19 protein-coding genes and 2 pseudogenes are annotated in these 18,707 nt (G+C 63.0%); 14 read left to right on the top strand and 7 right to left on the bottom strand.

Annotated elements, in window-relative coordinates; genetic code table 11:
- The 3 genes and pseudogenes from P0D71_RS35780 to prpF form a co-directional block, all read left to right on the top strand.
- Window positions 1-121, top strand: a pseudogene (locus P0D71_RS35780) (2-methylcitrate synthase); the annotation flags it as partial.
- A 310-nt stretch (window positions 122-431) separates the two neighbouring features.
- Window positions 432-3,029, top strand: coding sequence for a Fe/S-dependent 2-methylisocitrate dehydratase AcnD (acnD, locus tag P0D71_RS35775; RefSeq protein ID WP_408483864.1), 2,598 nt, complete (start codon window positions 432-434; stop codon window positions 3,027-3,029).
- Window positions 3,030-3,161: 132 nt separating this feature from the next.
- On the top strand, window positions 3,162-4,349 hold the full coding sequence (gene prpF / locus P0D71_RS35770; RefSeq protein ID WP_408186962.1) for a 2-methylaconitate cis-trans isomerase PrpF: 1,188 nt from the start codon (window positions 3,162-3,164) through the stop codon (window positions 4,347-4,349).
- A gap of 111 nt (window positions 4,350-4,460) precedes the next feature.
- Here prpF and P0D71_RS35765 read toward each other — a convergent pair whose 3' ends face one another.
- Window positions 4,461-4,637 carry a hypothetical protein gene (locus P0D71_RS35765; RefSeq protein ID WP_408186963.1) on the bottom strand — a complete coding sequence of 59 codons (177 nt, stop codon included), beginning with the start codon at window positions 4,635-4,637 and terminating at the stop codon, window positions 4,461-4,463.
- Window positions 4,634-5,467 (bottom strand): class I SAM-dependent methyltransferase, encoded by an 834-nt coding sequence (locus P0D71_RS35760; protein WP_408483863.1) that lies wholly within the window; start codon window positions 5,465-5,467, stop codon window positions 4,634-4,636. The genes P0D71_RS35765 and P0D71_RS35760 overlap by 4 nt, the downstream gene beginning before the upstream one ends.
- A gap of 245 nt (window positions 5,468-5,712) precedes the next feature.
- On the opposite strand from P0D71_RS35760, the gene P0D71_RS35755 reads away from it, so the two are divergent.
- Complete coding sequence (locus tag P0D71_RS35755) at window positions 5,713-6,765, top strand: AraC family transcriptional regulator (RefSeq protein ID WP_091803041.1); 1,053 nt, start codon at window positions 5,713-5,715, stop codon at window positions 6,763-6,765.
- A gap of 21 nt (window positions 6,766-6,786) precedes the next feature.
- On the opposite strand, the gene copM is transcribed toward P0D71_RS35755, so the two are convergent.
- The 3 genes from copM to P0D71_RS35740 form a co-directional block, all read right to left on the bottom strand.
- Window positions 6,787-7,173, bottom strand: coding sequence for a CopM family metallochaperone (gene copM / locus P0D71_RS35750; protein ID WP_408483862.1), 387 nt, complete (start codon window positions 7,171-7,173; stop codon window positions 6,787-6,789).
- A 142-nt stretch (window positions 7,174-7,315) separates the two neighbouring features.
- Window positions 7,316-7,513 (bottom strand): heavy-metal-associated domain-containing protein, encoded by a 198-nt coding sequence (locus P0D71_RS35745; RefSeq protein WP_408299496.1) that lies wholly within the window; start codon window positions 7,511-7,513, stop codon window positions 7,316-7,318.
- Window positions 7,514-7,667: 154 nt separating this feature from the next.
- Window positions 7,668-7,934 (bottom strand): hypothetical protein, encoded by a 267-nt coding sequence (locus P0D71_RS35740; protein ID WP_408299498.1) that lies wholly within the window; start codon window positions 7,932-7,934, stop codon window positions 7,668-7,670.
- Between the two features lie 260 nt (window positions 7,935-8,194).
- On the opposite strand from P0D71_RS35740, the gene P0D71_RS35735 reads away from it, so the two are divergent.
- From P0D71_RS35735 to P0D71_RS35700, 8 genes and pseudogenes are all read left to right on the top strand, one after another.
- Window positions 8,195-8,497, top strand: a complete 303-nt coding sequence (locus P0D71_RS35735; RefSeq protein WP_408299500.1) for a hypothetical protein — start codon at window positions 8,195-8,197, stop codon at window positions 8,495-8,497.
- Window positions 8,494-9,924 carry a TolC family protein gene (locus P0D71_RS35730; RefSeq protein ID WP_408186967.1) on the top strand — a complete coding sequence of 477 codons (1,431 nt, stop codon included), beginning with the start codon at window positions 8,494-8,496 and terminating at the stop codon, window positions 9,922-9,924. Before P0D71_RS35735 ends, P0D71_RS35730 begins: the two co-directional genes overlap by 4 nt.
- 1 nt (window position 9,925) lies before the next feature.
- Window positions 9,926-11,221, top strand: a complete 1,296-nt coding sequence (locus tag P0D71_RS35725; protein WP_408299502.1) for a multicopper oxidase family protein — start codon at window positions 9,926-9,928, stop codon at window positions 11,219-11,221.
- Window positions 11,222-11,258: 37 nt separating this feature from the next.
- Complete coding sequence (locus P0D71_RS35720) at window positions 11,259-11,615, top strand: copper-binding protein (RefSeq protein WP_408299504.1); 357 nt, start codon at window positions 11,259-11,261, stop codon at window positions 11,613-11,615.
- Window positions 11,616-11,727: 112 nt separating this feature from the next.
- Window positions 11,728-11,958, top strand: a pseudogene (locus P0D71_RS35715) (tetratricopeptide repeat protein); the annotation flags it as partial.
- A gap of 126 nt (window positions 11,959-12,084) precedes the next feature.
- Window positions 12,085-13,044 carry an O-fucosyltransferase family protein gene (locus tag P0D71_RS35710; RefSeq protein WP_408299506.1) on the top strand — a complete coding sequence of 320 codons (960 nt, stop codon included), beginning with the start codon at window positions 12,085-12,087 and terminating at the stop codon, window positions 13,042-13,044.
- A gap of 106 nt (window positions 13,045-13,150) precedes the next feature.
- Window positions 13,151-13,465: a heme-degrading protein HmuQ gene (hmuQ, locus tag P0D71_RS35705; protein ID WP_091803019.1), complete on the top strand. Its 315-nt coding sequence runs from the start codon at window positions 13,151-13,153 to the stop codon at window positions 13,463-13,465.
- Between the two features lie 130 nt (window positions 13,466-13,595).
- Entirely contained in the window at window positions 13,596-14,603 is a 1,008-nt protein-coding gene (locus tag P0D71_RS35700; protein ID WP_408299508.1) for a zinc-dependent alcohol dehydrogenase family protein, read from the top strand.
- 137 nt (window positions 14,604-14,740) lie between these two features.
- Here P0D71_RS35700 and P0D71_RS35695 read toward each other — a convergent pair whose 3' ends face one another.
- A complete protein-coding gene (locus P0D71_RS35695) occupies window positions 14,741-15,364 on the bottom strand; it encodes an ABC transporter ATP-binding protein (RefSeq protein WP_408483861.1) in 624 nt (207 codons plus the stop codon).
- A gap of 244 nt (window positions 15,365-15,608) precedes the next feature.
- Here P0D71_RS35695 and P0D71_RS35690 point away from each other — a divergent pair, with 244 nt between their 5' ends.
- Window positions 15,609-16,919, top strand: a complete 1,311-nt coding sequence (locus P0D71_RS35690) for an MFS transporter (RefSeq protein ID WP_408483860.1) — start codon at window positions 15,609-15,611, stop codon at window positions 16,917-16,919.
- Between the two features lie 3 nt (window positions 16,920-16,922).
- Here the strand turns inward: P0D71_RS35690 and P0D71_RS35685 are convergent, their stop codons facing one another.
- Window positions 16,923-17,963 (bottom strand): helix-turn-helix transcriptional regulator, encoded by a 1,041-nt coding sequence (locus tag P0D71_RS35685; protein WP_408483859.1) that lies wholly within the window; start codon window positions 17,961-17,963, stop codon window positions 16,923-16,925.
- 289 nt (window positions 17,964-18,252) lie between these two features.
- On the opposite strand from P0D71_RS35685, the gene P0D71_RS35680 reads away from it, so the two are divergent.
- Window positions 18,253-18,525 carry a hypothetical protein gene (locus tag P0D71_RS35680; protein ID WP_408186974.1) on the top strand — a complete coding sequence of 91 codons (273 nt, stop codon included), beginning with the start codon at window positions 18,253-18,255 and terminating at the stop codon, window positions 18,523-18,525.
- Window positions 18,526-18,707 lie beyond the last annotated feature (182 nt).

Raw genomic sequence — 18,707 nt, 5'->3', positions numbered from 1 at the left:
AACGGCCGGCTGGAGCGCGCACATCATCGAGCAGCGCATCGACAACAAGATCATCCGTCCGAGCGCAAATTACACCGGACCCGATGACCTGCCGTTCGTGCCGCTCGCGAAACGTGTTTGAGCGTGGCTGAAGACCTTGCGAGCGTTGTCGATTGTTGAAGAGCGTCGACACGCCGATGCAAGTGTTCGACCTTCATTGCGTCTCGAGAGCGCGGCGCAATGAAATTGGGCCTTGGCTCGCTGGAACCCCGAGCCAAGGCTGTTTTTTGCGGCGTATTCGCGTGAGTGCCGGCAAACCCGGCCAGCACGCTGCCGCGAGCTAAACTACCCGTACCTGACTGGCCCGCCAGGGAAGCGCTAAAAGAGGGGCAGCTGACTGTGATCGGCCGCCGCCATCGTTCCCGGATCATTACTGTTTTGTCCCCTACGCCATGAATACCGCAAACCGCAAACGCCTTCCCGGCACCCAGCTCGATTTCTTCGACACGCGTGCCGCCATCGACGCCATTGCGCCCGGCGCGTACGACAAGCTGCCGTACACGTCGCGCGTGCTGGCGGAGAACCTCGTGCGCCGCTGCGATCCCGTCACACTCGTCGCGTCGCTCAAGCAGATCATCGAACGCAAGCGCGATCTGGATTTTCCGTGGTTCCCGGCACGCGTGGTCTGTCATGACATTCTTGGCCAGACTGCGCTGGTCGATCTCGCTGGTCTGCGCGATGCGATCGCCGCGCAAGGCGGCGACCCCGCCATGGTGAATCCGGTGGTGCCGACCCAACTCGTGGTCGATCATTCGCTCGCCGTCGAGTGCGGCGGGTTCGATCCGGACGCGTTCGCGAAGAATCGCGCGATCGAGGATCGCCGCAATGAAGACCGCTTCGACTTCATCAACTGGACCAAGCGTGCGTTCAAGAACGTCGACGTGATTCCGCCGGGCAACGGCATCCTGCATCAGATCAACCTCGAGCGCATGAGCCCGGTGGTGCAGGTGAAAGACGGCGTGGCGTTCCCCGATACGCTGGTCGGCACCGACTCCCATACGCCGATGGTGGACGCGCTCGGTGTGATCGCGGTCGGCGTGGGCGGACTCGAAGCGGAAAGCGTGATGCTCGGCCGCGCTTCGTATATGCGCCTGCCGGATATCGTCGGCGTGGAACTCACCGGCAAGCCGGCTGAAGGCATTACCGCGACCGACATCGTGCTCTCGTTGACCGAATTCCTGCGCAAGGAAAAAGTGGTCGGCGCGTACCTCGAGTTCTACGGCGCGGGCACGGCCAACCTGACGCTCGGCGATCGCGCGACCATCGCCAACATGGCGCCGGAATTCGGCGCCACGGCCGCGATGTTCTATATCGACGAACAGACCATCAAGTATCTCAAGCTCACCGGCCGCGACGACGAACTCGTCAAACTGGTGGAAACGTATGCGAAGGAAACCGGCCTGTGGGCGGACAGCCTCAAGCACGCCGAATACGAACGTGTGCTCAAGTTCGATCTGTCCACCGTGGTGCGCACGCTGGCCGGTCCGTCCAACCCGCACCGCCGTCTGCCGGTGTCGGAACTGGCGGCGCGCGGCATCAGCGGCAAGGTGGAGAATGAACCGGGCCTGATGCCGGATGGCGCGGTGATCATCGCCGCGATCACGAGCTGCACGAACACCAACAATCCGCGCAACATGATCGCCGCCGGCCTGCTGGCGCGTAACGCGAACCGGCGCGGACTGACGCGCAAGCCGTGGGCGAAGACCTCGCTCGCGCCGGGTTCGAAGGCGGTCACGCTGTATCTGGAAGAAGCCGGTCTGCTGCACGATCTGGAGAAGCTCGGCTTCGGCGTGGTCGCGTATGCGTGCACGTCGTGCAACGGCATGTCCGGTGCGCTGGATCCGGCGATCCAGAAGGAAATCGTCGAGCGCGATCTGTATGCGACTGCCGTGCTGTCGGGCAACCGCAACTTCGACGGCCGCATTCATCCATACGCGAAGCAGGCTTTCCTGGCATCGCCGCCGCTGGTGGTGGCGTATGCGATTGCGGGCACGATCCGCTTCGACATCGAGAAAGACGTGCTCGGCATCGACGCCGACGGTCATGCCGTCACGTTGAAGGACATCTGGCCGTCGGACGCGGAGATCGACGCGATCGTGGCGTCGAGCGTGAAGCCGGAACAATTCCGCAAGGTGTACGAGCCGATGTTCGCGGTCACGGTCGACACGGGCGAGAAGGCCAGCCCGCTGTACGACTGGCGCCCCATGAGCACGTATATTCGCCGTCCGCCGTATTGGGAAGGCGCGCTTGCCGGTGAGCGCACGCTCAAGGGCATGCGCCCGCTCGCCGTGCTGGGCGACAACATCACGACCGATCACCTGTCGCCGTCCAACGCGATTTTGCCGAACAGCGCCTCGGGCGAGTATCTGGCTAAGATGGGCCTGCCGGAAGAAGACTTCAATTCCTACGCGACTCACCGCGGCGACCATTTGACGGCGCAGCGCGCCACCTTTGCGAACCCCACGTTGAAGAACGAGATGGTGGTCGAAGACGGCAAGGTGAAGGCGGGTTCGCTGGCGCGCATCGAGCCGGAGGGCAAGATCACGCGCATGTGGGAAGCGATCGAAACCTACATGGAGCGCAAGCAGCCGCTGATCGTGATCGCCGGGGCCGACTATGGCCAGGGGTCGTCGCGCGACTGGGCCGCGAAGGGCGTACGTCTTGCCGGCACGGAAGCGATCGTCGCCGAAGGGTTCGAACGCATTCACCGCACGAATCTGGTGGGCATGGGCGTGTTGCCGCTGGAATTCAAGCCGGGGGTGAACCGGCTCACGCTCGGTATCGACGGCACGGAAACCTTCGACGTGATCGGCGAGCGCAAGCCGCGCGCGGACCTCACGCTGGTGATTCATCGTAAGAACGGTGAGCGTGTGGACGTGCCGGTCACGTGCCGGCTCGACACGGCCGAAGAGGTTTCCATCTACGAGGCCGGCGGCGTGCTGCAACGCTTTGCGCAGGACTTTCTCGAATCGACGAAAGCGGCGGCCTGAGGCTGCCCGGTTTTCAGATCGTTTGAAGCAGCGAACGTTTTAACGCGGGACAGGGCGCTACGGTGCGGCATGCCGTACGCCCTGCACGAAGTCCCTCCAGGGACCGTCCGCCTACATCAGGACACGACTTTCATGGCCCACCAACCCCAGATCAAGATTGCCGCCACCTACATGCGCGGCGGCACCAGCAAAGGTGTGTTCTTCCGCTTGCAGGACCTGCCCGAGGCCGCTCAGGTGCCGGGCGCCGCGCGTGATGCGCTGCTGATGCGCGTGATCGGCAGCCCCGACCCGTACGGCAAGCAGATCGACGGCATGGGCGGCGCGACCTCGAGCACCAGCAAGACGGTGATCATCGCCAAAAGCAGCCGGCCGGATCACGACGTGGATTACCTGTTCGGGCAGGTGTCGATCGACAAGGCGTTCGTGGACTGGAGTGGCAATTGCGGCAATCTGTCGGCCGCCGTGGGACCGTTCGCGATCAGCGCGGGTCTTGTCGACCCGAGCCGGATTCCGCGCGACGGCGTGGCGACCGTGCGCATCTGGCAGGCCAATATCGGCAAGACGATCATCGGTCATGTGCCGATGACCAATGGCGCCGTGCAGGAAACCGGCGATTTCGAACTCGACGGCGTCACGTTTCCGGCTGCCGAAGTGCAACTCGAATTCATGGATCCGGCCGCGGAAGAAGAGGGCGCGGGCGGCTCGATGTTCCCGACCGGCAATCTCGTCGACGACCTCGAAGTGCCGGGTGTCGGCACGTTGAAGGCGACCATGATCAACGCGGGCATTCCGACCATCTTCGTGGATGCGGAATCGATCGGCTACAAGGGTACGGAGTTGCAGGACGCCATCAACAGCGACCCAAAAGCGCTGGCGATGTTCGAGACCATTCGCGCGCACGGCGCGCTGCGCATGGGGCTGATCAAGCATCTCGACGAGATCGCGACGCGCCAGCATACGCCGAAGGTCGCGTTCGTCGCGAAGCCGGCCGACTATGTGGCGTCGAGCGGCAAGCGCATTGGGGCGGGCGATGTCGATCTGCTGGTGCGGGCGATGTCGATGGGCAAGCTGCATCACGCGATGATGGGCACGGCCGCGGTCGCGATCGGCACGGCGGCGGCGATTTCCGGCACGCTGGTGAATCTCGCGGCAGGCGGCGGGGCGAAGCAGTCGGTACGCTTCGGGCATCCGTCGGGGACCTTGCGGGTAGGTGCCGAGGCGAGCGAGAGCGGCGGCGAGTGGACGGTCAGGAAGGCGATCATGAGCCGCAGCGCGCGCGTGTTGATGGAAGGGTGGGTGCGGGTGCCGCAGGAAAGGTGAGGTGGCCGGCGCGAGCGCGCCGATTCGCCGCTCAGGTGTCCAGAGTGCGAAAGTCCGGCTTCGTCTGGAAAGCACGAAGCCGGAAAAACGGGTTGGATGAAATGGCGAAGCCTAAGACATCAGCCCGATGCTGGCGAGAACGAACCGAAGGCCGAAGAAGCACACGGACGAAAAAAGCGGCAGGCCGAAAGCCACCGTGGCACACCGCAGGCCGACCACGCTGAGCGTTGGCCATCGATTGAGGGTGTAGACCGCCGCGCCGGCCAGTGCGCGGCTGATCCCGTTCACATCCGCTCCATGACGACCTCGAGATACTCGCTGGGCAACACGAGTGTCTCGTCGCCGGAACGGTTGCCGTTTGCCAGCAGCGTCATCAGGTCGAGCTGGAAGGCCGCCTGCCGTTCGGCATCCATCGCGGCGAATGCCTTGTTGACCGGGCCGTAATATGTCCGGAATACCTCGATCCAATGCGCCGGTGAGCGGTAACGGAACGTGAATTCACGGCTCTTTGCAGCCACGGGCTTCGCGCTCCCGTGAAAGAGCTCGTCGAGCCGCGCCCTGGTGCCCCACAACGCGGGCGACTTGAGGCCGGGCGGCGGGGGCAGATACTTGCCGATCGTTTTGAATACCTGCCCGATGAAGCTCTCGGGCGTCCAGTTCGCAAGGCCGATTTTGCCGCCCGGCTTGCACACCCGCGCCAACTCGCTTGCCGCCATCTCCTGATTCGGCGTGAACATGACGCCGAAGGTCGAGATGACGGCATCGAACGAGGCGTCTGCGTAGGGCAGCGCTTCGGCGTCCGCTTCGCGAAACCGCACCGAGGTGAGACCTTCCGCTCGCGCCCGAGCCTTCCCCGCTTCGAGCAGCGAGGAGACATAGTCGGTCGAGGTGACGTCGCACCAGCGGCGTGCGGCGGCAAGCGTGGCGTTGCCGTTGCCCGCCGCGACATCGAGCACGCTGGTGCCGGCGCGCAGATCGAGCGCCTCGCACAGGTTTTCGCCGACGATCTGCAGCGTCGTGCCGACGACCGCATAGTTGCCCGTTTCCCACGCGACGTGCTGGCGCGCTTTGACGTCGGCGAATGCGGAGGTTTGCGAAGAAGACTGGACTTGTGACATGGAAATGCTCCTGAAAATTTTTTTGTGCAATGCAAGTTGATCTCGTTGCGCGAAGGCTTTCAGCGTCGCTATGAATTCATGGGGCGCCTCCTTAATTGCGTTTAAGTATTCGATACATTCAAGATTCCTTAGCATCGTTGTAAGGAATTCGCATGGGTGCTAGTATCGTTGCGCGTGTTGAATCGATGAATGACCAGGCGTCCAGATCTTTTGCGCAGGACGCCGAAGTTCATGGGCACACATCCATGGATGCTCTCTCCAACGTTCTTCGCCTCGTTCGCCTGGGCGGCGCGGTGTATCTAAACGGCCACTTCACTGCGCCCTGGTGTCTGTTCGGCCAGGCGGACGCAGCGCTGTGCGGCAGTTACCTGCCACGAGCCGAACGTGTCGTCTCCTATCATCTGATCACCGAGGGAAGCTGCTGGGCGGCACTCGCGGACGATCCCGAGTCCGCCATTTACGTCAATGCCGGCGAACTGCTCGTCGTTCCGCAAGGCGAATCGCATCTGCTGGGCAGTTCACTCGACGTGACGCCCGGACCCACTGCCGAACTGCTCGAGAGTCAGTTGCGCAATTCGCCGGGGCAGTTGATGACGCTCAACTATGGCGGCGGCGGCGACAGTACGCGCTTGGTGTGCGGCTTTCTGGCTTGCGACGACACGTTGAGCAACCCGGTGCTGTCCGCGTTGCCTCGCCTCTTCAAGGTCGACATGCGCAATGATCCGCAGTCCGCGTGGCTCGAATCTTCTTTGCGGTTCGCCACGGCCGAGGCGGCGGAGTGGCGCGTAGGCAGTGCGCTCGTGCTTGCGCGGCTATCGGAGCTGCTCTTCGTGGAGGCGGTGCGGCGCTGCATCGACGCGCTGCCGGCCGATCGAAAGGGCTGGCTCGCGGGTGTGGGGGACAGGTTTGTCGGCCGGGTGCTGGCCATGATGCATACGCAGCCGGCGCATGCGTGGACCGTGGATGAGCTTGCCCGAATGGCGGGGTTGTCACGCTCCGCGCTGGCGCAGCGGTTTACGCAGTTGCTCGGTCAGCCGCCAATGCAGTATCTCGCCCACTGGCGTTTGCAGGTCGCCGCGCAGGAGTTGCGCGGCGGGACGAAGTCGGTGGCGGAGGTGGCGGATCAGGTGGGGTATGAGTCGGAGGCGGCCTTCAATCGCGCTTTCAAGCGGGAGTTCGGGATGCCGCCAGCGGGGTGGAGAAAGAGCCGGGGCGAGATGGCGAGTGCCGCGGCGGGTGCCGCCGGCGCGAGCGCGGTAGATTGCTACAGCGAACCCTTTAGCGGCAACCCGATGTGAAGGCGCCAATACTCCGTGCGCTCATTTCACGCCATGCTTCGCCTGCCATTTTTTCATGAACGCGATCTCATCGTGCTGTGCCTTGATGATGTTGCTCGCCAGCCCCTTCAGTTCCGGATCCTTGCCGTATTTCAATTCGACCTGCGCCATTTCGATCGCGCCCTGATGATGCGGAATCATGTGAGCGACAAAGTCCTTATCGGCGTCGCCGGTGTAGTCGGCGCTCATGTCCTGCATCATTTTGTCGTCGGCGGCTTTGAAGGCTTGCGTCGACTTGCCGCCGGCTGAACCGGACATATCCATGCCGGGCATGGACGCCGGTTGCTGGGCATGGACGGGCGCGGCCGCAACGGCAAACGCAAAGCCGCCTAACAGGCAGAGAGCACGAAAGGCGCGAAGGTTTTTCATAGTAGATTTCCGTTGGGAAAAAGTTGTCCCGATCGACGCCGCTACCGGAAAGCGGAAGTGGGCGCGTGTGCTCCCACCGCGTTCCCGGCGGCTATCCGGCGTCGATCTGGTCCGGCGATCGAGCGATTGGGCGATCAGCCTATCAGGCTTTCAGTGACGGATGAAATCCCGCCGCCTCGATGGCCTCGATGAATTGCTCGGGCGCCAGCGTCGACGTGACCTTGACGATTTTAACGGGCACATCGACATCGAGCCGGGCAGCCGGGTCGAGACTCGTGACAGCACGCGTGATGGCGTTGGCGCATCCGCCGCACGACATGTCCGGGATGTTGAATTCCATGTCCTACCTCCAATAAGAAGTCATGGCTCGAGCGTGGACCTTCCCACGGCGGTAAGGTCAAGCCTCTTTTTTTGTGACTGGCTGAAGGGAAATCACTGCACCAAAAGCGTGCGCGCGACGTCGTCCCTGCCTTACGATTTTCCAGAACCGCATGCTAGACTCCGTTCCCATGTCTTGCTGGCGCAAATTCTTCGTCGTGTTGCTGCTCGTGCTGAGCCTCCCGGTTCAGTCGTTCGCGGCCGTCTCCATGAAATGCGAGCCCTCGCATTTCATGGGTGAAGAGATGTCTGCGCACGACGAGCATAGGGGGCCAATGGCCCAGCATCACGATCAAGCCGGCATGATGGCCGATCAGGCCGACAATATCGCCGGTACTCATCTTCAGCATCACGACGGCGGGGGCAGCGAGCATCACGCGCATGCGTGCTCCGCCTGCGCGTCCTGCTGTTTCGGCGGCGCGTTGCCCATCACGCCGGTCGTGTCCCTGTCCGCTAACGCGGTTCATTTTGCTGTTCCCCTGCCTCCCGCCGTGCGTGTCGTGTCGTTTCTGACTGACGGCGTCGAACGGCCTCCCCGAACCTCTCTCGTCTAGATCTTTCGCAGCCCTGTGCTGCGGTGTTCCATTTTGTCTCGATGGCGGCCGTGTGTCGTCCGTCGAGGCGGACTACGACGAGACTATCCATGCGAATGTTCATTGCGGCGCTGCTCGGCGCGGCGGCATGTCTGCCGGCGCTCGCGTTCGCCGCGCCCCTATTTCCCGACCCGGCGAATGCCGCGGCATCCGTGCCTGCGCTCGAGGTGCCATCTGCATTGGCCGGCTATCGGCCGCACCGCGACCAGCCGTCACCAGGTTGGCAGGCGCTCAATCGCGCAGTGACCGATCCAGCCGATGGCGCTGGAAAGCGCCACGCTTCGATGCACTCGGGCGTCACAGATGCCGAAGGCGACGGCCACGGTGCTCACCACGCGGAGGCAGCAAAATGAGGCCGCGCCTGCTTCCTTCCGCCGGCGCTGTTTCCATCGCCATTGCCGTGTCATGGCTCGCCGGCTGCACGACGTTTTCAAAGGACGGCGGGTTCGACACCGTGTCGACGGTGGCCTCCGCGCGGATCGGCAAAGACGCCGTGTTGATAAAAACGGATGACGACCGAAACACCGTAGCAAGCCGCACGCAAGCGTTGCTCGCCACACCGCTCAGCATGGACGACGCGCTCCAGATCGCGCTCCTGAACAACCGTGGCCTGCAGGCGTCGTACGGCGAACTCGGCATTGCCGAAGCGGACCTCGTTCAGGCAGGACGCCTGCCGAATCCCGGCTTTTCGTTCAGCCGCACGCACGGTGGCGATGACCTGAGTATCAGCCGCACTTTCACGCTCGGCATGCTGAGGGTACTGACCATGCCGCTGGTGACGCGCATCGAGAGCCGCCGTTTCGAGCAGACTCGCCTGCTCACCGCGGACGCCATGCTCAAAGTCGCAGCCGACGCCCGGCGCGCCTATATCCTCGCAGTCGCCGCAGGGCAATCGGCGATGTACGCGGAGCAGGTGAAGGACGCGGCCGAGGCCGGCGCCGAACTCGCTTCGCGCATGCAGCAGGCCGGCCATTTCAGCAAGCTCGATTACGCGCGCGAGCAGGCCTTTTACGCTGAAGCGATGGCGCAGGTAGGAAGAGCGCGACAGCAGTCAGTGTCCGCGCGAGAAAAGCTCACTCGCGCGATGGGACTCTGGGGTTCCCAGGCACAGTACACGCTGCCTGAGCGCCTGCCCGATCTGCCTGCCACGCGCCCCGAGTTGCACGATCTGGAAACCTTCGCGATGCAGAACCGGCTCGACATTCAGGCCGCGAAGCTGCAAACGCAAAGTGTCGCCAGCGCACTCGGCTTGAGCAAAGCGACGCGTTTCATCAACGTGCTGGATGTCGGCTATCAGAACAATTTCACGACTTCAGACGGCCGCCAGCAGGGCTATGAGATCAGCGTCGAGATCCCGCTGTTCGACTGGGGCAGCGCCAAAGTGGCGCGAGCCGAAGCGATCTATCTGCAGTCGGCGAATCGTGTCGCCGAGACCGCGATCAACGCGCGCTCCGAAGTGCGCGAATCGTATTCGGCCTATGTGTCCGGCTACGACCTCGCGAAGCACTATCGCGACGAAGTCGTGCCGGTCCGCAAAACCATCTCCGATGAACTGCTGCTTCGCTACAACGGCATGCTGGTCAGCGTGTTCGAACTGCTCGCCGATTCGCGCGAGCAGATCGGCGCGGTGAATAGCGCAATCGATGCGCTGAAGGACTTCTGGCTCGCGCAAACCGATTTGCAACAGGCGCTCGGCGGCCGTCTGCCAGTTGCTACGAGCGCGACGCCGCTCGCCTCCACGACGCAGCCGGCGTCGTCCACTGAATTGGAAGGTCAATGACATGGTGTCACGTCGACATTTTATCGGCGGCTCGGGAGCCGCTTTGTTAGGCGCCGCGCTGGTCAGCAAGGCTGGCGCCGCGTCGCTGCCCGAAGCGCCCAGCATGGCCTCGGCCGCGATGCAGGCACCGCGCGCGCCGTCGAATGGCCGGCCGTACACGCCGGTCGCCACACTCAACGGATGGTCGCTGCCGTGGCGCATGAAAAACGGCTGGAAGGAGTTTCATCTGATCGCCGAGCCGGTGGTGCGCGAGTTGGCGCCGGGCATGAACGCGAACCTGTGGGGTTACAACGGCCAGGCGCCGGGGCCGACCATCGAGGCCGTTGAAGGCGACAAGGTGCGCATTTTCGTGACCAACCGGCTGCCGGAGCACACCACGGTCCACTGGCACGGCATGCTGCTGCCGTGCGGTATGGATGGCGTGGGCGGGCTCACGCAGCCGCACATTCCGCCAGGCAAGACCTTCGTCTATGAATTCGGTCTCGAGAGGCACGGCACCTTCATGTATCACCCGCACGCCGACGAGATGGTGCAGATGGCGATGGGCATGATGGGCCTGTTCATCGTTCATCCGAAAGATCCCGGCGCGATGCCGGTGGACCGCGACTTCGCGTTCATCATGTCGGCCTACGATATCGATCCGGGCAGCTTCACGCCGCGCGTGAACGAGATGACCGACTTCAATATGTGGACATGGAACGCGCGCGTGTTTCCGGGTATCGATTCGTTGCCGGTGCGCGCGGGCGATCGCGTGCGGATTCGCGTCGGCAATCTGACGATGACCAATCATCCGGTTCATCTGCACGGCTATCACTTCGAAGTGGTGGGCACGGACGGCGGCTGGATTCCGCCTTCCGCGCGCTGGCCCGAGGTGACGGCCGATGTCGCGGTCGGGCAGATGCGCGCCATCGAGTTCACGGCGAATCGTCCGGGCGACTGGGCGTTCCATTGCCACAAGTCGCATCACACGATGAACGCGATGGGGCATCAGGTTCCGAACATGATCGGCGTGCCGCAGAAAGACCTGGCCAAACGCATCAACCGGCTGGTGCCCGACTATATGGCGATGGGCAGCACAGGCGGCTCGATGGGCGCGATGGAGATGCCGCTGCCCGACAACACGCTGCCGATGATGACCGGCACCGGGCCATTCGGTGCGCTCGAAATGGGTGGCATGTTCACGGTCGTGAAAGTGCGCGAGGGGCTAGGGCGCGACGACTACCGCGATCCGGGCTGGTTCAGGCATCCCAAAGGAACGGTGGCTTACGAATACACCGGCGAATTGCCGGACGATTGATGTCGTGCAGATTGTGATGAACTAAGGAGAGTGTGAGATGAAGAACGTATTAGTTTCGATGGCGATGGCGATGGCTTGCATGGTGACGGTTCCCGTTTCGGCATATGCGGCGGATGAGGCGAGCCACGCGGCAGCGGCCGCGGATGGCGCTCAAGCGGGAGGCCAGGCGAAGGCCGGCATGTCGCATGGCGAGATCAGGAAAGTGGATGCGGCTGCCGGTAAGCTGACCATCAAACATGGTCCTTTGGAAAACCTCGGCATGGATGCGATGACCATGGTGTTCAAAGTGAAGGATTCGGCAATGCTCTCGCAGGTCAAGCCTGGTGACAGAATCGACTTCGTCGCTGAAGAGGTGGACGGGGCGCTGACGGTGGTGAAACTGGAGAAGCGATAAAACGCGAGGCGTGATCGGCCGTTTCGGAACGGTCCTACAGTTCGTGCGCTACCTGCCGTTGGCGCTCGAACGGTTCGCGCGTGTCGGCTACATTTGTCCGCCCTCATTGCGGCTCGCGCATCTGGCGGCGGCAATGGGCAAGCCGGTGTGGCTGCTCAACCGCTTTGCCGGCTGCTGGCGCTGGTTGCGCGATCGTGACGACAGCCCCCGGTATGCGAGCGTGCGGCTTTTCACGCAGACGCGACGAGGTGACTGGAGCGGCGTGCTGGAGCGCGTTGCCGAAGCGTTGCGTCAGGCGAGCGCCTCATCTCGCGGGAAGTCTTACCGAGCCTTTGTGCGGTAGCTCACCAAGTCGAGCCGAACTTACTCGACCCGAAGTTTTGAGACGTTATGCTCGGGCGTCGTGACTTTCATCGTGCACAGACGCGGACGATTTCAAAGAATACCTAGATTCCATTAGGAGCCGGGCATGCTGAGAAAAGTGGTCGATCGGGCGAAAAAGATCCGGCGCAGCGAGGGGTTCAAGCATTCCGTGGCCACACCGCGTCGCATTTCACTTCATGCTACACAGCGTTTGAACAGGGGCATTTTTGCCATCGAAATTCAGGAGAACTCTGGTTTCTTCTCCGTGATGCAGATGGTCCTGTTTATCCTGATGTACTGCGACGAAAAATGTCTGACGCCGTCCATCAGTGCTCGCGGTGGGCTCTACGGCGACCCTGAAGGAAAGATCGACTGGTTCTCGGCCTTCTTTGATTCCATGCATGGCGAGGCTACGGCGTTGCTGACGCACAGGGTGAGAAAATCGACGGTTCGTGACCTGGTCCAGCTAGGATTTCGTCAACGCTATGAGGCGCGGCTTCAACTCACGAGCGCCAGCGAGCTATTCTTCGCGCATTACCGGCCCGCCGGCCACATTCAGGACGAAGTCGACGCGATCTGCCAGCAACTCGAAATTGGCACGTCGACGCTCGGTGCGCATTTCAGAGGCACGGACAAAACGCTGGAAGCAATCCCGGTTTCGTGGGGCGATTTCTGCCGCCACATAGAAACGACGCTCGCGGAAAACCCGCACCTGAGCAACGTTTTCGTTTCAAGCGACGAACAGGCGTTTCTCGACTTCTTCGTTGCCTGGCCGTTTCGCAAGCCGGTCAAGGTGGCTCCCGCGAAATTGCTCGCGAGCGGAAATACGCCGGTGCATTTCAGCGGCTATCCTGGGCTCGACATCGGCCGCGAAGCGCTGGTCTCCAGTCTCCTGCTATCGCGTTGCGGGTATCTCGTGAAGACGCCTTCGTATCTGTCGGCGTGGTCCAGAATATTCAACCCGTCGCTGCCGGTGAAACTCGTGTCGCCGCCGCGGCCGGATGCATTCTGGTTTCCCGACAGCCGACTCTGGCTCGAACAGGTCGCGCAGGACAAAGCGGCCTGAACGCGGGCGCATTCTGCTGTCTCGCAGTCGTCACATGAGTAGGAAGAATGACGGGCATATAATCAAAAGTCCGCGAGACCTATCGTGATTGCAAAGAGGCTTCAGCATGTACATTGCCATGAACCGTTTCAAAGTGACGCCCGGATCCGAAACCGCTTTCGAGCATCTCTGGACCACGCGCGATACACACCTGAAAGAGGTGCCGGGTTTCGTGGAATTTCATCTGCTGAAGGGACCGCAGAAGGAAGATCACGTTCTGTATTCCAGCCATACCATCTGGAAGGACTACGCGTCTTTCGAGGCGTGGACGAAATCCGAGGCGTTTCGCGCCGCGCATCGCAATGCCGGTGGAGACAATCGTGTGCTCTATCTCGGGCATCCGGAGTTCGAAGGGTTCGAGGTCATTCAGACCGTCAAATGAACGCATGAGCGCGGCTATCGCGCTGGCGCCTGCGCACGCGAGCACGTGCGCAGCGTGCTTGCGGTATTCTTTTGCGAGTCACTCGCGCCGGCGCGTCACGCGCCAGCGCAACTCACAGAGGAACGAACGCATGAAAGCCGTCAAAATCGGGTCGCCCGCCACTGTAGCCAATCTTCAGGTTGTCGATATTGCCGACCCCGGTCAACCCGGGGCGGGCCAGATTCGCGTGCGCATTCACGCGAACTCCCTGAACTTTCACGATTACGGCGTGGTGAGCGGCAATTTGCCGGCTGAAGCAGGGCGGATTCCGATGGCGGACGGCGCGGGTGTGGTCGAAGCAGTCGGCGCGGGCGTTTCGGAATTCAAGGCGGGCGATCATGTGGTGTCGTGCTTCTTCCCTTTCTGGGAAAACGGGCCGCCCGCCACTGCTGATTTCACGACCACGCCGGGCGACGGCGTGGACGGCTATGCGCGCGAAGCCGTTGTGCTGCCGAGCCGCTACTTCACGCATGCGCCGCGCGGCTATAGCCATGCGGAGTCCGCCACGTTGACTACCGCCGGGCTGACCGCATGGCGCGCGCTCGTCGTGGACGGTCAGTTGAAGGCCGGCGACACGGTGCTCGTGCTCGGCACGGGCGGCGTGTCGATTTTCGCCTTGCAGATAGCCAAAGCGATGGGGGCTTCGGTGATTGCCACGTCTTCGTCGGATGAGAAGCTGGTTCGCCTGCGCGCGCTGGGTGCCGACCATACGATCAACTATCGCGACAATCCGGAATGGGGCAAGCAGGTCCGCTCGCTGACCGGCGGGCGAGGTGTCGATCACGTGATCGAAGTCGGCGGCCCGGGGACTTTGCCGCAGTCGATCACCGCTTGCCGGATCGGCGGTCATATTGCGCTGATCGGTGTGCTGACCGGACGGGCGGGGCCGGTGCCCACCGCGGCGTTGATGGCGAGGCAGCAGCGCCTGCAAGGCTTGATCGTCGGCAGCCGCCAGGATCAGCGCGATATGATCCGCGCGCTCGAAACGACCGGCATCAAACCGGTGATCGATAGCACGTTCGCTCTGGAGAAGCTCGGCGAGGCGTTCGCGCACGAGGCATCCGGGGCGCACTTCGGGAAGATTTGCGTCGCGGTTTGAGTGTTGCGCGTGCGGCGTTGTGCGTGCGTTAGAGAAATCCGCGAGCGCGCATGCAGACCCGCATGCAGACCCGCTTGCCGGCTCCGATCGCTTTGATCGCGGCGCGACACGGTGGCGTGGTCGCATGCAGGCGCGTCTTAGCCGCGCCCGCCGAGGTCGGCGAAACTCACGCTGCGCGCTTCGCACGCGTCGGTAAAGACTGTGTCGTAGCTCGAGAAAAACACCGTGCGCGTTTGCGCGAGAGTCTTGAACAGGTCGACCAGTACGGCGCGTGCAGCGGCGTCGAGTCCGCCGACGGGTTCGTCCGCAAGCAGGACCCGGGTCTCGCCGAGCACGGCTGCGGTCAGGAAAATCTTCTTGCGCGTGCCGAACGACATCTGTTCGAAGCGTTTGTCGAGATGCGGCGTTAGACCGAAGCGGTCCGCAAGTTCCAGAGTAGTGTTGCTCACCGCTGTGTTTCTCGCCGTTGCCACGTTGCGCAAGTACTCGCGGCCGGTTTGATCCGGATAGGTCATGCAGTCTTCGGGCACGTAGGTGAGCACGGATTTCGCGGCAAGCGGTGCGGTGCGCAGCGAATGACCGCCGAGCCACACCTCGCCGGCGTCGGGCTCGATCATGCCTGCGAGGATGCCTATGAGTGTCGACTTGCCGCTGCCGGATTCATCGTTTAACGCTACGCATCCGGACGCAATGTCGTCATGCAGCCCCTGAAAGATGAGGCGCTCGCTGTAGCGCTTGCTGAGGTTTTCGAATCGAAGCATGGGTTGGAGCGTGTAATAGGGTGTCTTTTGCAGCTTGGCGTTGCGCAAGTGTAGCAGCGTGAGACCTGGCCGCTGCCGCGTCGTGAGCCACGCCGCGAGGCCGCGCGTCAGTGCGTGGAGGACCGGAGATCTGGAAGAACTGGCGTCATGCCGTAAAGTTGCGTCCTGTCGGGCCGATAAAACAAGCGCTTCATTTTCTTCGCCAGCTTCCCGAATAACTCGACGAAATTATCAACTGCAACTCATGCACACTGCTGCCAGCAATGCGGCCCCACTGTCGCGCGCCGAACTCGGACGTATCGTCACCGCCATCGTGATCGGCAATGGCTTCGTTGCTTACGACTTCACCGTCTATAGCTTTTCGGCCGTTGCGATCGGCAATCTGTTCTTCCCGTCGCACGACCCCGCGTCGTCGCTGTTGCTCTCGCTCGCCACCTTCGGCGCTGGCTTCGTCATGCGCCCGCTCGGCGCGATTATGATCGGCCATATCGCCGACAGCCGGGGCCGCAAAGCCGGCCTCACGGCATCACTCACCTTGATGACGCTCGGCACATGGCTGATTGCATGCCTGCCGGGTTACGCGTCGATCGGGCCGGCAGCGACCGTGCTGATGGTGCTCGCGCGCCTGATGCAAGGGCTTGCGGCAGGTGGCGAGATCGGCCCGGCGTCGGCGTCGCTAATGGAGTCGGCGGGCTACCGGCACCGCTGCTTCATGGTGAGCTGGCGCGGCGCGAGCCAGGGCGCGGCCGCTTTCGCCGCCGCGCTGGTGGGGGCGAGCACCACGGCGCTGCTGTCGCCCGCCGCCATGCAGGCATGGGGCTGGCGCATTCCGTTCGTGCTGGGCGGGCTGATCGGCCCGGTCGGCTGGTACCTGCGGCGCCGCATGCCGGCGGCCGCGCCGCAGCAGCGCACGCGGCTCAGCCCGCGGCGTCTGTTCGCGGAGCACACGCGCCCGCTCGTCTGCGGCCTGCTGATGATGGCGGCGCCTTCGGTGAGCATTTACGTCACCGTGTTCTACATGCCGGCCTATCTGGTCCGCACATTGCACAGGCCGCCGACTATCAGCCTTCTCACGGCCTGTCTGTCCGGTGTCGTGATTCTCGTGGTGACGCCGCTGATCGCACTCGCGGCCGACCGTTTTGCGAGCCGCAAGACGCTGCAATACGTATCGCTCGCGGCGTCGCTGGCAGTGGCCTGGCCCGCGTTCTGGGCGCTAACCCACGGCGCGGGCAACCTCGCGTCGCTCGTGATCATCACGGCTTACGTCGCGCTGGCGGTGAACAACGCCGGCGCCGCTTCGGTCCTGATGATGGAGGCGTTTCCCGCCCACCGGCGCGCGGCTGGACTGTCGGTGATTTACAGCTTTGGGGTGGTCCTGTTCGGGGGATTTTCGCCGTTTCTGGTGACGTGGCTCATCAACCGGACCGGTGATCCAATGGTGCCGGCGTGGTATCTGATGGGCGCGACCGTGCTCACGCTCATCGCGTTGAAGGCCTTCCCGGAAAAGGCGGCGACGGATGCCTGCGCCGCCTGCGCCTCGCCGCCGCCTGCCTGAGCGCTAGGCCGGGTTGCGCAATTGCTGCAGGTCGAACGCGCGGGCGCGCAAGTCCTGCGGGCTCATGTCGAAGGCGCGTCGAAACGCGCGGGTGAAGTCGGAGGCGCTCTGAAAACCGAGTCCAAAAGCGATTTCCGCCACCTGGAGGTGCGGATAACGGACGAGTTCGTCTGCCGCCTCCCGCAGACGGCGATGGCGGATATACGCGCCAAGACCGCCCTCGTGCTCGAACCAGCGATAGATCGTCGCCCGTTTCAATTGCAGTGCCTGGACCACACTGGTCGGTGTGAGGTCGCCCTGATGCAGATTGGCCTCGATATAACGGCGTATCCGGCCCATTACCGCAGCTTGCAGCGCGGCGCGGCCCGTGCCGCTCAAGTGCGCGTCCTTGCGAAACGCGGCCACCAGTAACTGCGCGCCTGCGTGCAGCGCGCCGATGGCGCCGGCCGCATCGAGCCTTTGAATGTCGCGAGCGAGCGCCGCCATGTGATCGAACACGACACCGGTGAGCGGCGAGCCTTGCTGAACGATGCGGCCATGGATAGCCGCGCCGTCGCGCAATTGCTCATCCACGAGCGCGGCCGGTACGAACACGCTCAGCACCCGGCATTCCGGGCGTTCCACGCGAAACGGCTGGTTCAGGTCGAACGCGACGATGCCCCGCACCGAACCCGGCGCGCTGCGCTTTTTGTGCATGCCGGTCACATGGCCGACTTCCCCTTCCAGAAAGAGGTGAAACACGTAATCGCGCCGCGAGTCGGTGGACACGCGGGCCACCGAGCGTTCCAGCAGCATTGAATCGGTGCTGCAGTCCGTGAACACCATGCCGCCGGTCGCGTATAAATCGATTTCACCGCGAAATCCCCCTGCAACCTGGGCCTTCGAGGGCGGCGCGTCGACCACATGACCCACACGCTGGCGCCACGCCAGAAACTGTTCGTCGGGCGCCAATCCGCGCGTGCTGAAACGGCTCGTCGAAATGACCGATCGCGAGTGGGCGGCGGCGGCCGCGGCCAGATGTTGCGGCAGTGAGCGCTGATTCATGAATCGGTTGCTGGGAGCGAGGCGTGCGGTTTCGGCGAGCAGGCGCAATGCATGGAGATACGGTTCGCCGCCGCCCGAAATTGAGACGGATGGTCAAGCCTAACAAAAAACCTGCATTAATGTTACGTGATTAGATGCGGAACGTTTTCGCAGACGGCGCGGCACGCAGTGATTCACCGCCTTCGTTGCTGGAATCGCATCCGCACGAAGAGAGAGCGCCGATCCGCTATCCGCGACGCCCGGCGCGAAGGTCACGCTTTGCCAGCAGGCAATTCACGGGATATCGACGATGAGCGGCACGAACAGGCAACCGACCGCGCGGCGTCCGGCCAGTCTGGTGGACAGCCAACTGCAACATCTCGAGAACGTGATGCAGTATGTGACGCGTGGGGACGCGTCCAGCGGGCTGCATTCGCTCGACCATGAGTATTGGGAAAATCGCATCCGCGCGCTGGAAGACACTTACGAGCTGATCGCCGCCCAGCGGCAACGCGTGGCGAAACTGCTCGAAAGACTCTCGCGTGATGCGCGGATTGCGCTAAAGCCGCGCACGGCCGCTTGAGCCCAGGCCAAGAACAAGAAGCACGCAGACCGGGGTTGCGCAGAGGAGGACCAGATCGATGCATTCCAGCGTCGGCAATAAAAATCGAAGAACTTGAGAGAAAGCGGCGAGGGTGCGAACGGGCCTGCAACTGACACTTAAACACATCTGACGCTGCCGACCATCGACATCTCCTGTAGATC

The organism is Paraburkholderia sp. RL17-383-BIF-A (assembly GCF_046028015.1).
Classification (GTDB): Bacteria; Pseudomonadota; Gammaproteobacteria; order Burkholderiales; family Burkholderiaceae; genus Paraburkholderia.
This window is presented reverse-complemented; position numbering and strand designations above follow the sequence as displayed.

Excerpts from the sequence above, each read along its gene's own strand:
- P0D71_RS35720 (WP_408299504.1), top strand. The coding sequence starts at position 11,259 with ATGAAGAACGTATTAGTTTCGATGGCGATGGCGATGGCTTGCATGGTG.
- P0D71_RS35700 (WP_408299508.1), top strand. The coding sequence starts at position 13,596 with ATGAAAGCCGTCAAAATCGGGTCGCCCGCCACTGTAGCCAATCTTCAG.
- P0D71_RS35690 (WP_408483860.1), top strand. The coding sequence starts at position 15,609 with ATGCACACTGCTGCCAGCAATGCGGCCCCACTGTCGCGCGCCGAACTC.
- P0D71_RS35745 (WP_408299496.1), bottom strand. The coding sequence starts at position 7,513 with ATGGAATTCAACATCCCGGACATGTCGTGCGGCGGATGCGCCAACGCC.
- P0D71_RS35710 (WP_408299506.1), top strand. The coding sequence starts at position 12,085 with ATGCTGAGAAAAGTGGTCGATCGGGCGAAAAAGATCCGGCGCAGCGAG.
- P0D71_RS35735 (WP_408299500.1), top strand. The coding sequence starts at position 8,195 with ATGCGAATGTTCATTGCGGCGCTGCTCGGCGCGGCGGCATGTCTGCCG.
- acnD (WP_408483864.1), top strand. The coding sequence starts at position 432 with ATGAATACCGCAAACCGCAAACGCCTTCCCGGCACCCAGCTCGATTTC.
- P0D71_RS35760 (WP_408483863.1), bottom strand. The coding sequence starts at position 5,467 with ATGTCACAAGTCCAGTCTTCTTCGCAAACCTCCGCATTCGCCGACGTC.
- P0D71_RS35740 (WP_408299498.1), bottom strand. The coding sequence starts at position 7,934 with ATGCGCGTGATGCTCGCTGCCCCCGCCGTCGTGATGCTGAAGATGAGT.
- P0D71_RS35755 (WP_091803041.1), top strand. The coding sequence starts at position 5,713 with ATGGATGCTCTCTCCAACGTTCTTCGCCTCGTTCGCCTGGGCGGCGCG.
- P0D71_RS35685 (WP_408483859.1), bottom strand. The coding sequence starts at position 17,963 with ATGAATCAGCGCTCACTGCCGCAACATCTGGCCGCGGCCGCCGCCGCC.
- copM (WP_408483862.1), bottom strand. The coding sequence starts at position 7,173 with ATGAAAAACCTTCGCGCCTTTCGTGCTCTCTGCCTGTTAGGCGGCTTT.
- P0D71_RS35730 (WP_408186967.1), top strand. The coding sequence starts at position 8,494 with ATGAGGCCGCGCCTGCTTCCTTCCGCCGGCGCTGTTTCCATCGCCATT.
- hmuQ (WP_091803019.1), top strand. The coding sequence starts at position 13,151 with ATGTACATTGCCATGAACCGTTTCAAAGTGACGCCCGGATCCGAAACC.
- P0D71_RS35725 (WP_408299502.1), top strand. The coding sequence starts at position 9,926 with ATGGTGTCACGTCGACATTTTATCGGCGGCTCGGGAGCCGCTTTGTTA.
- P0D71_RS35680 (WP_408186974.1), top strand. The coding sequence starts at position 18,253 with ATGAGCGGCACGAACAGGCAACCGACCGCGCGGCGTCCGGCCAGTCTG.
- P0D71_RS35695 (WP_408483861.1), bottom strand. The coding sequence starts at position 15,364 with ATGCTTCGATTCGAAAACCTCAGCAAGCGCTACAGCGAGCGCCTCATC.
- prpF (WP_408186962.1), top strand. The coding sequence starts at position 3,162 with ATGGCCCACCAACCCCAGATCAAGATTGCCGCCACCTACATGCGCGGC.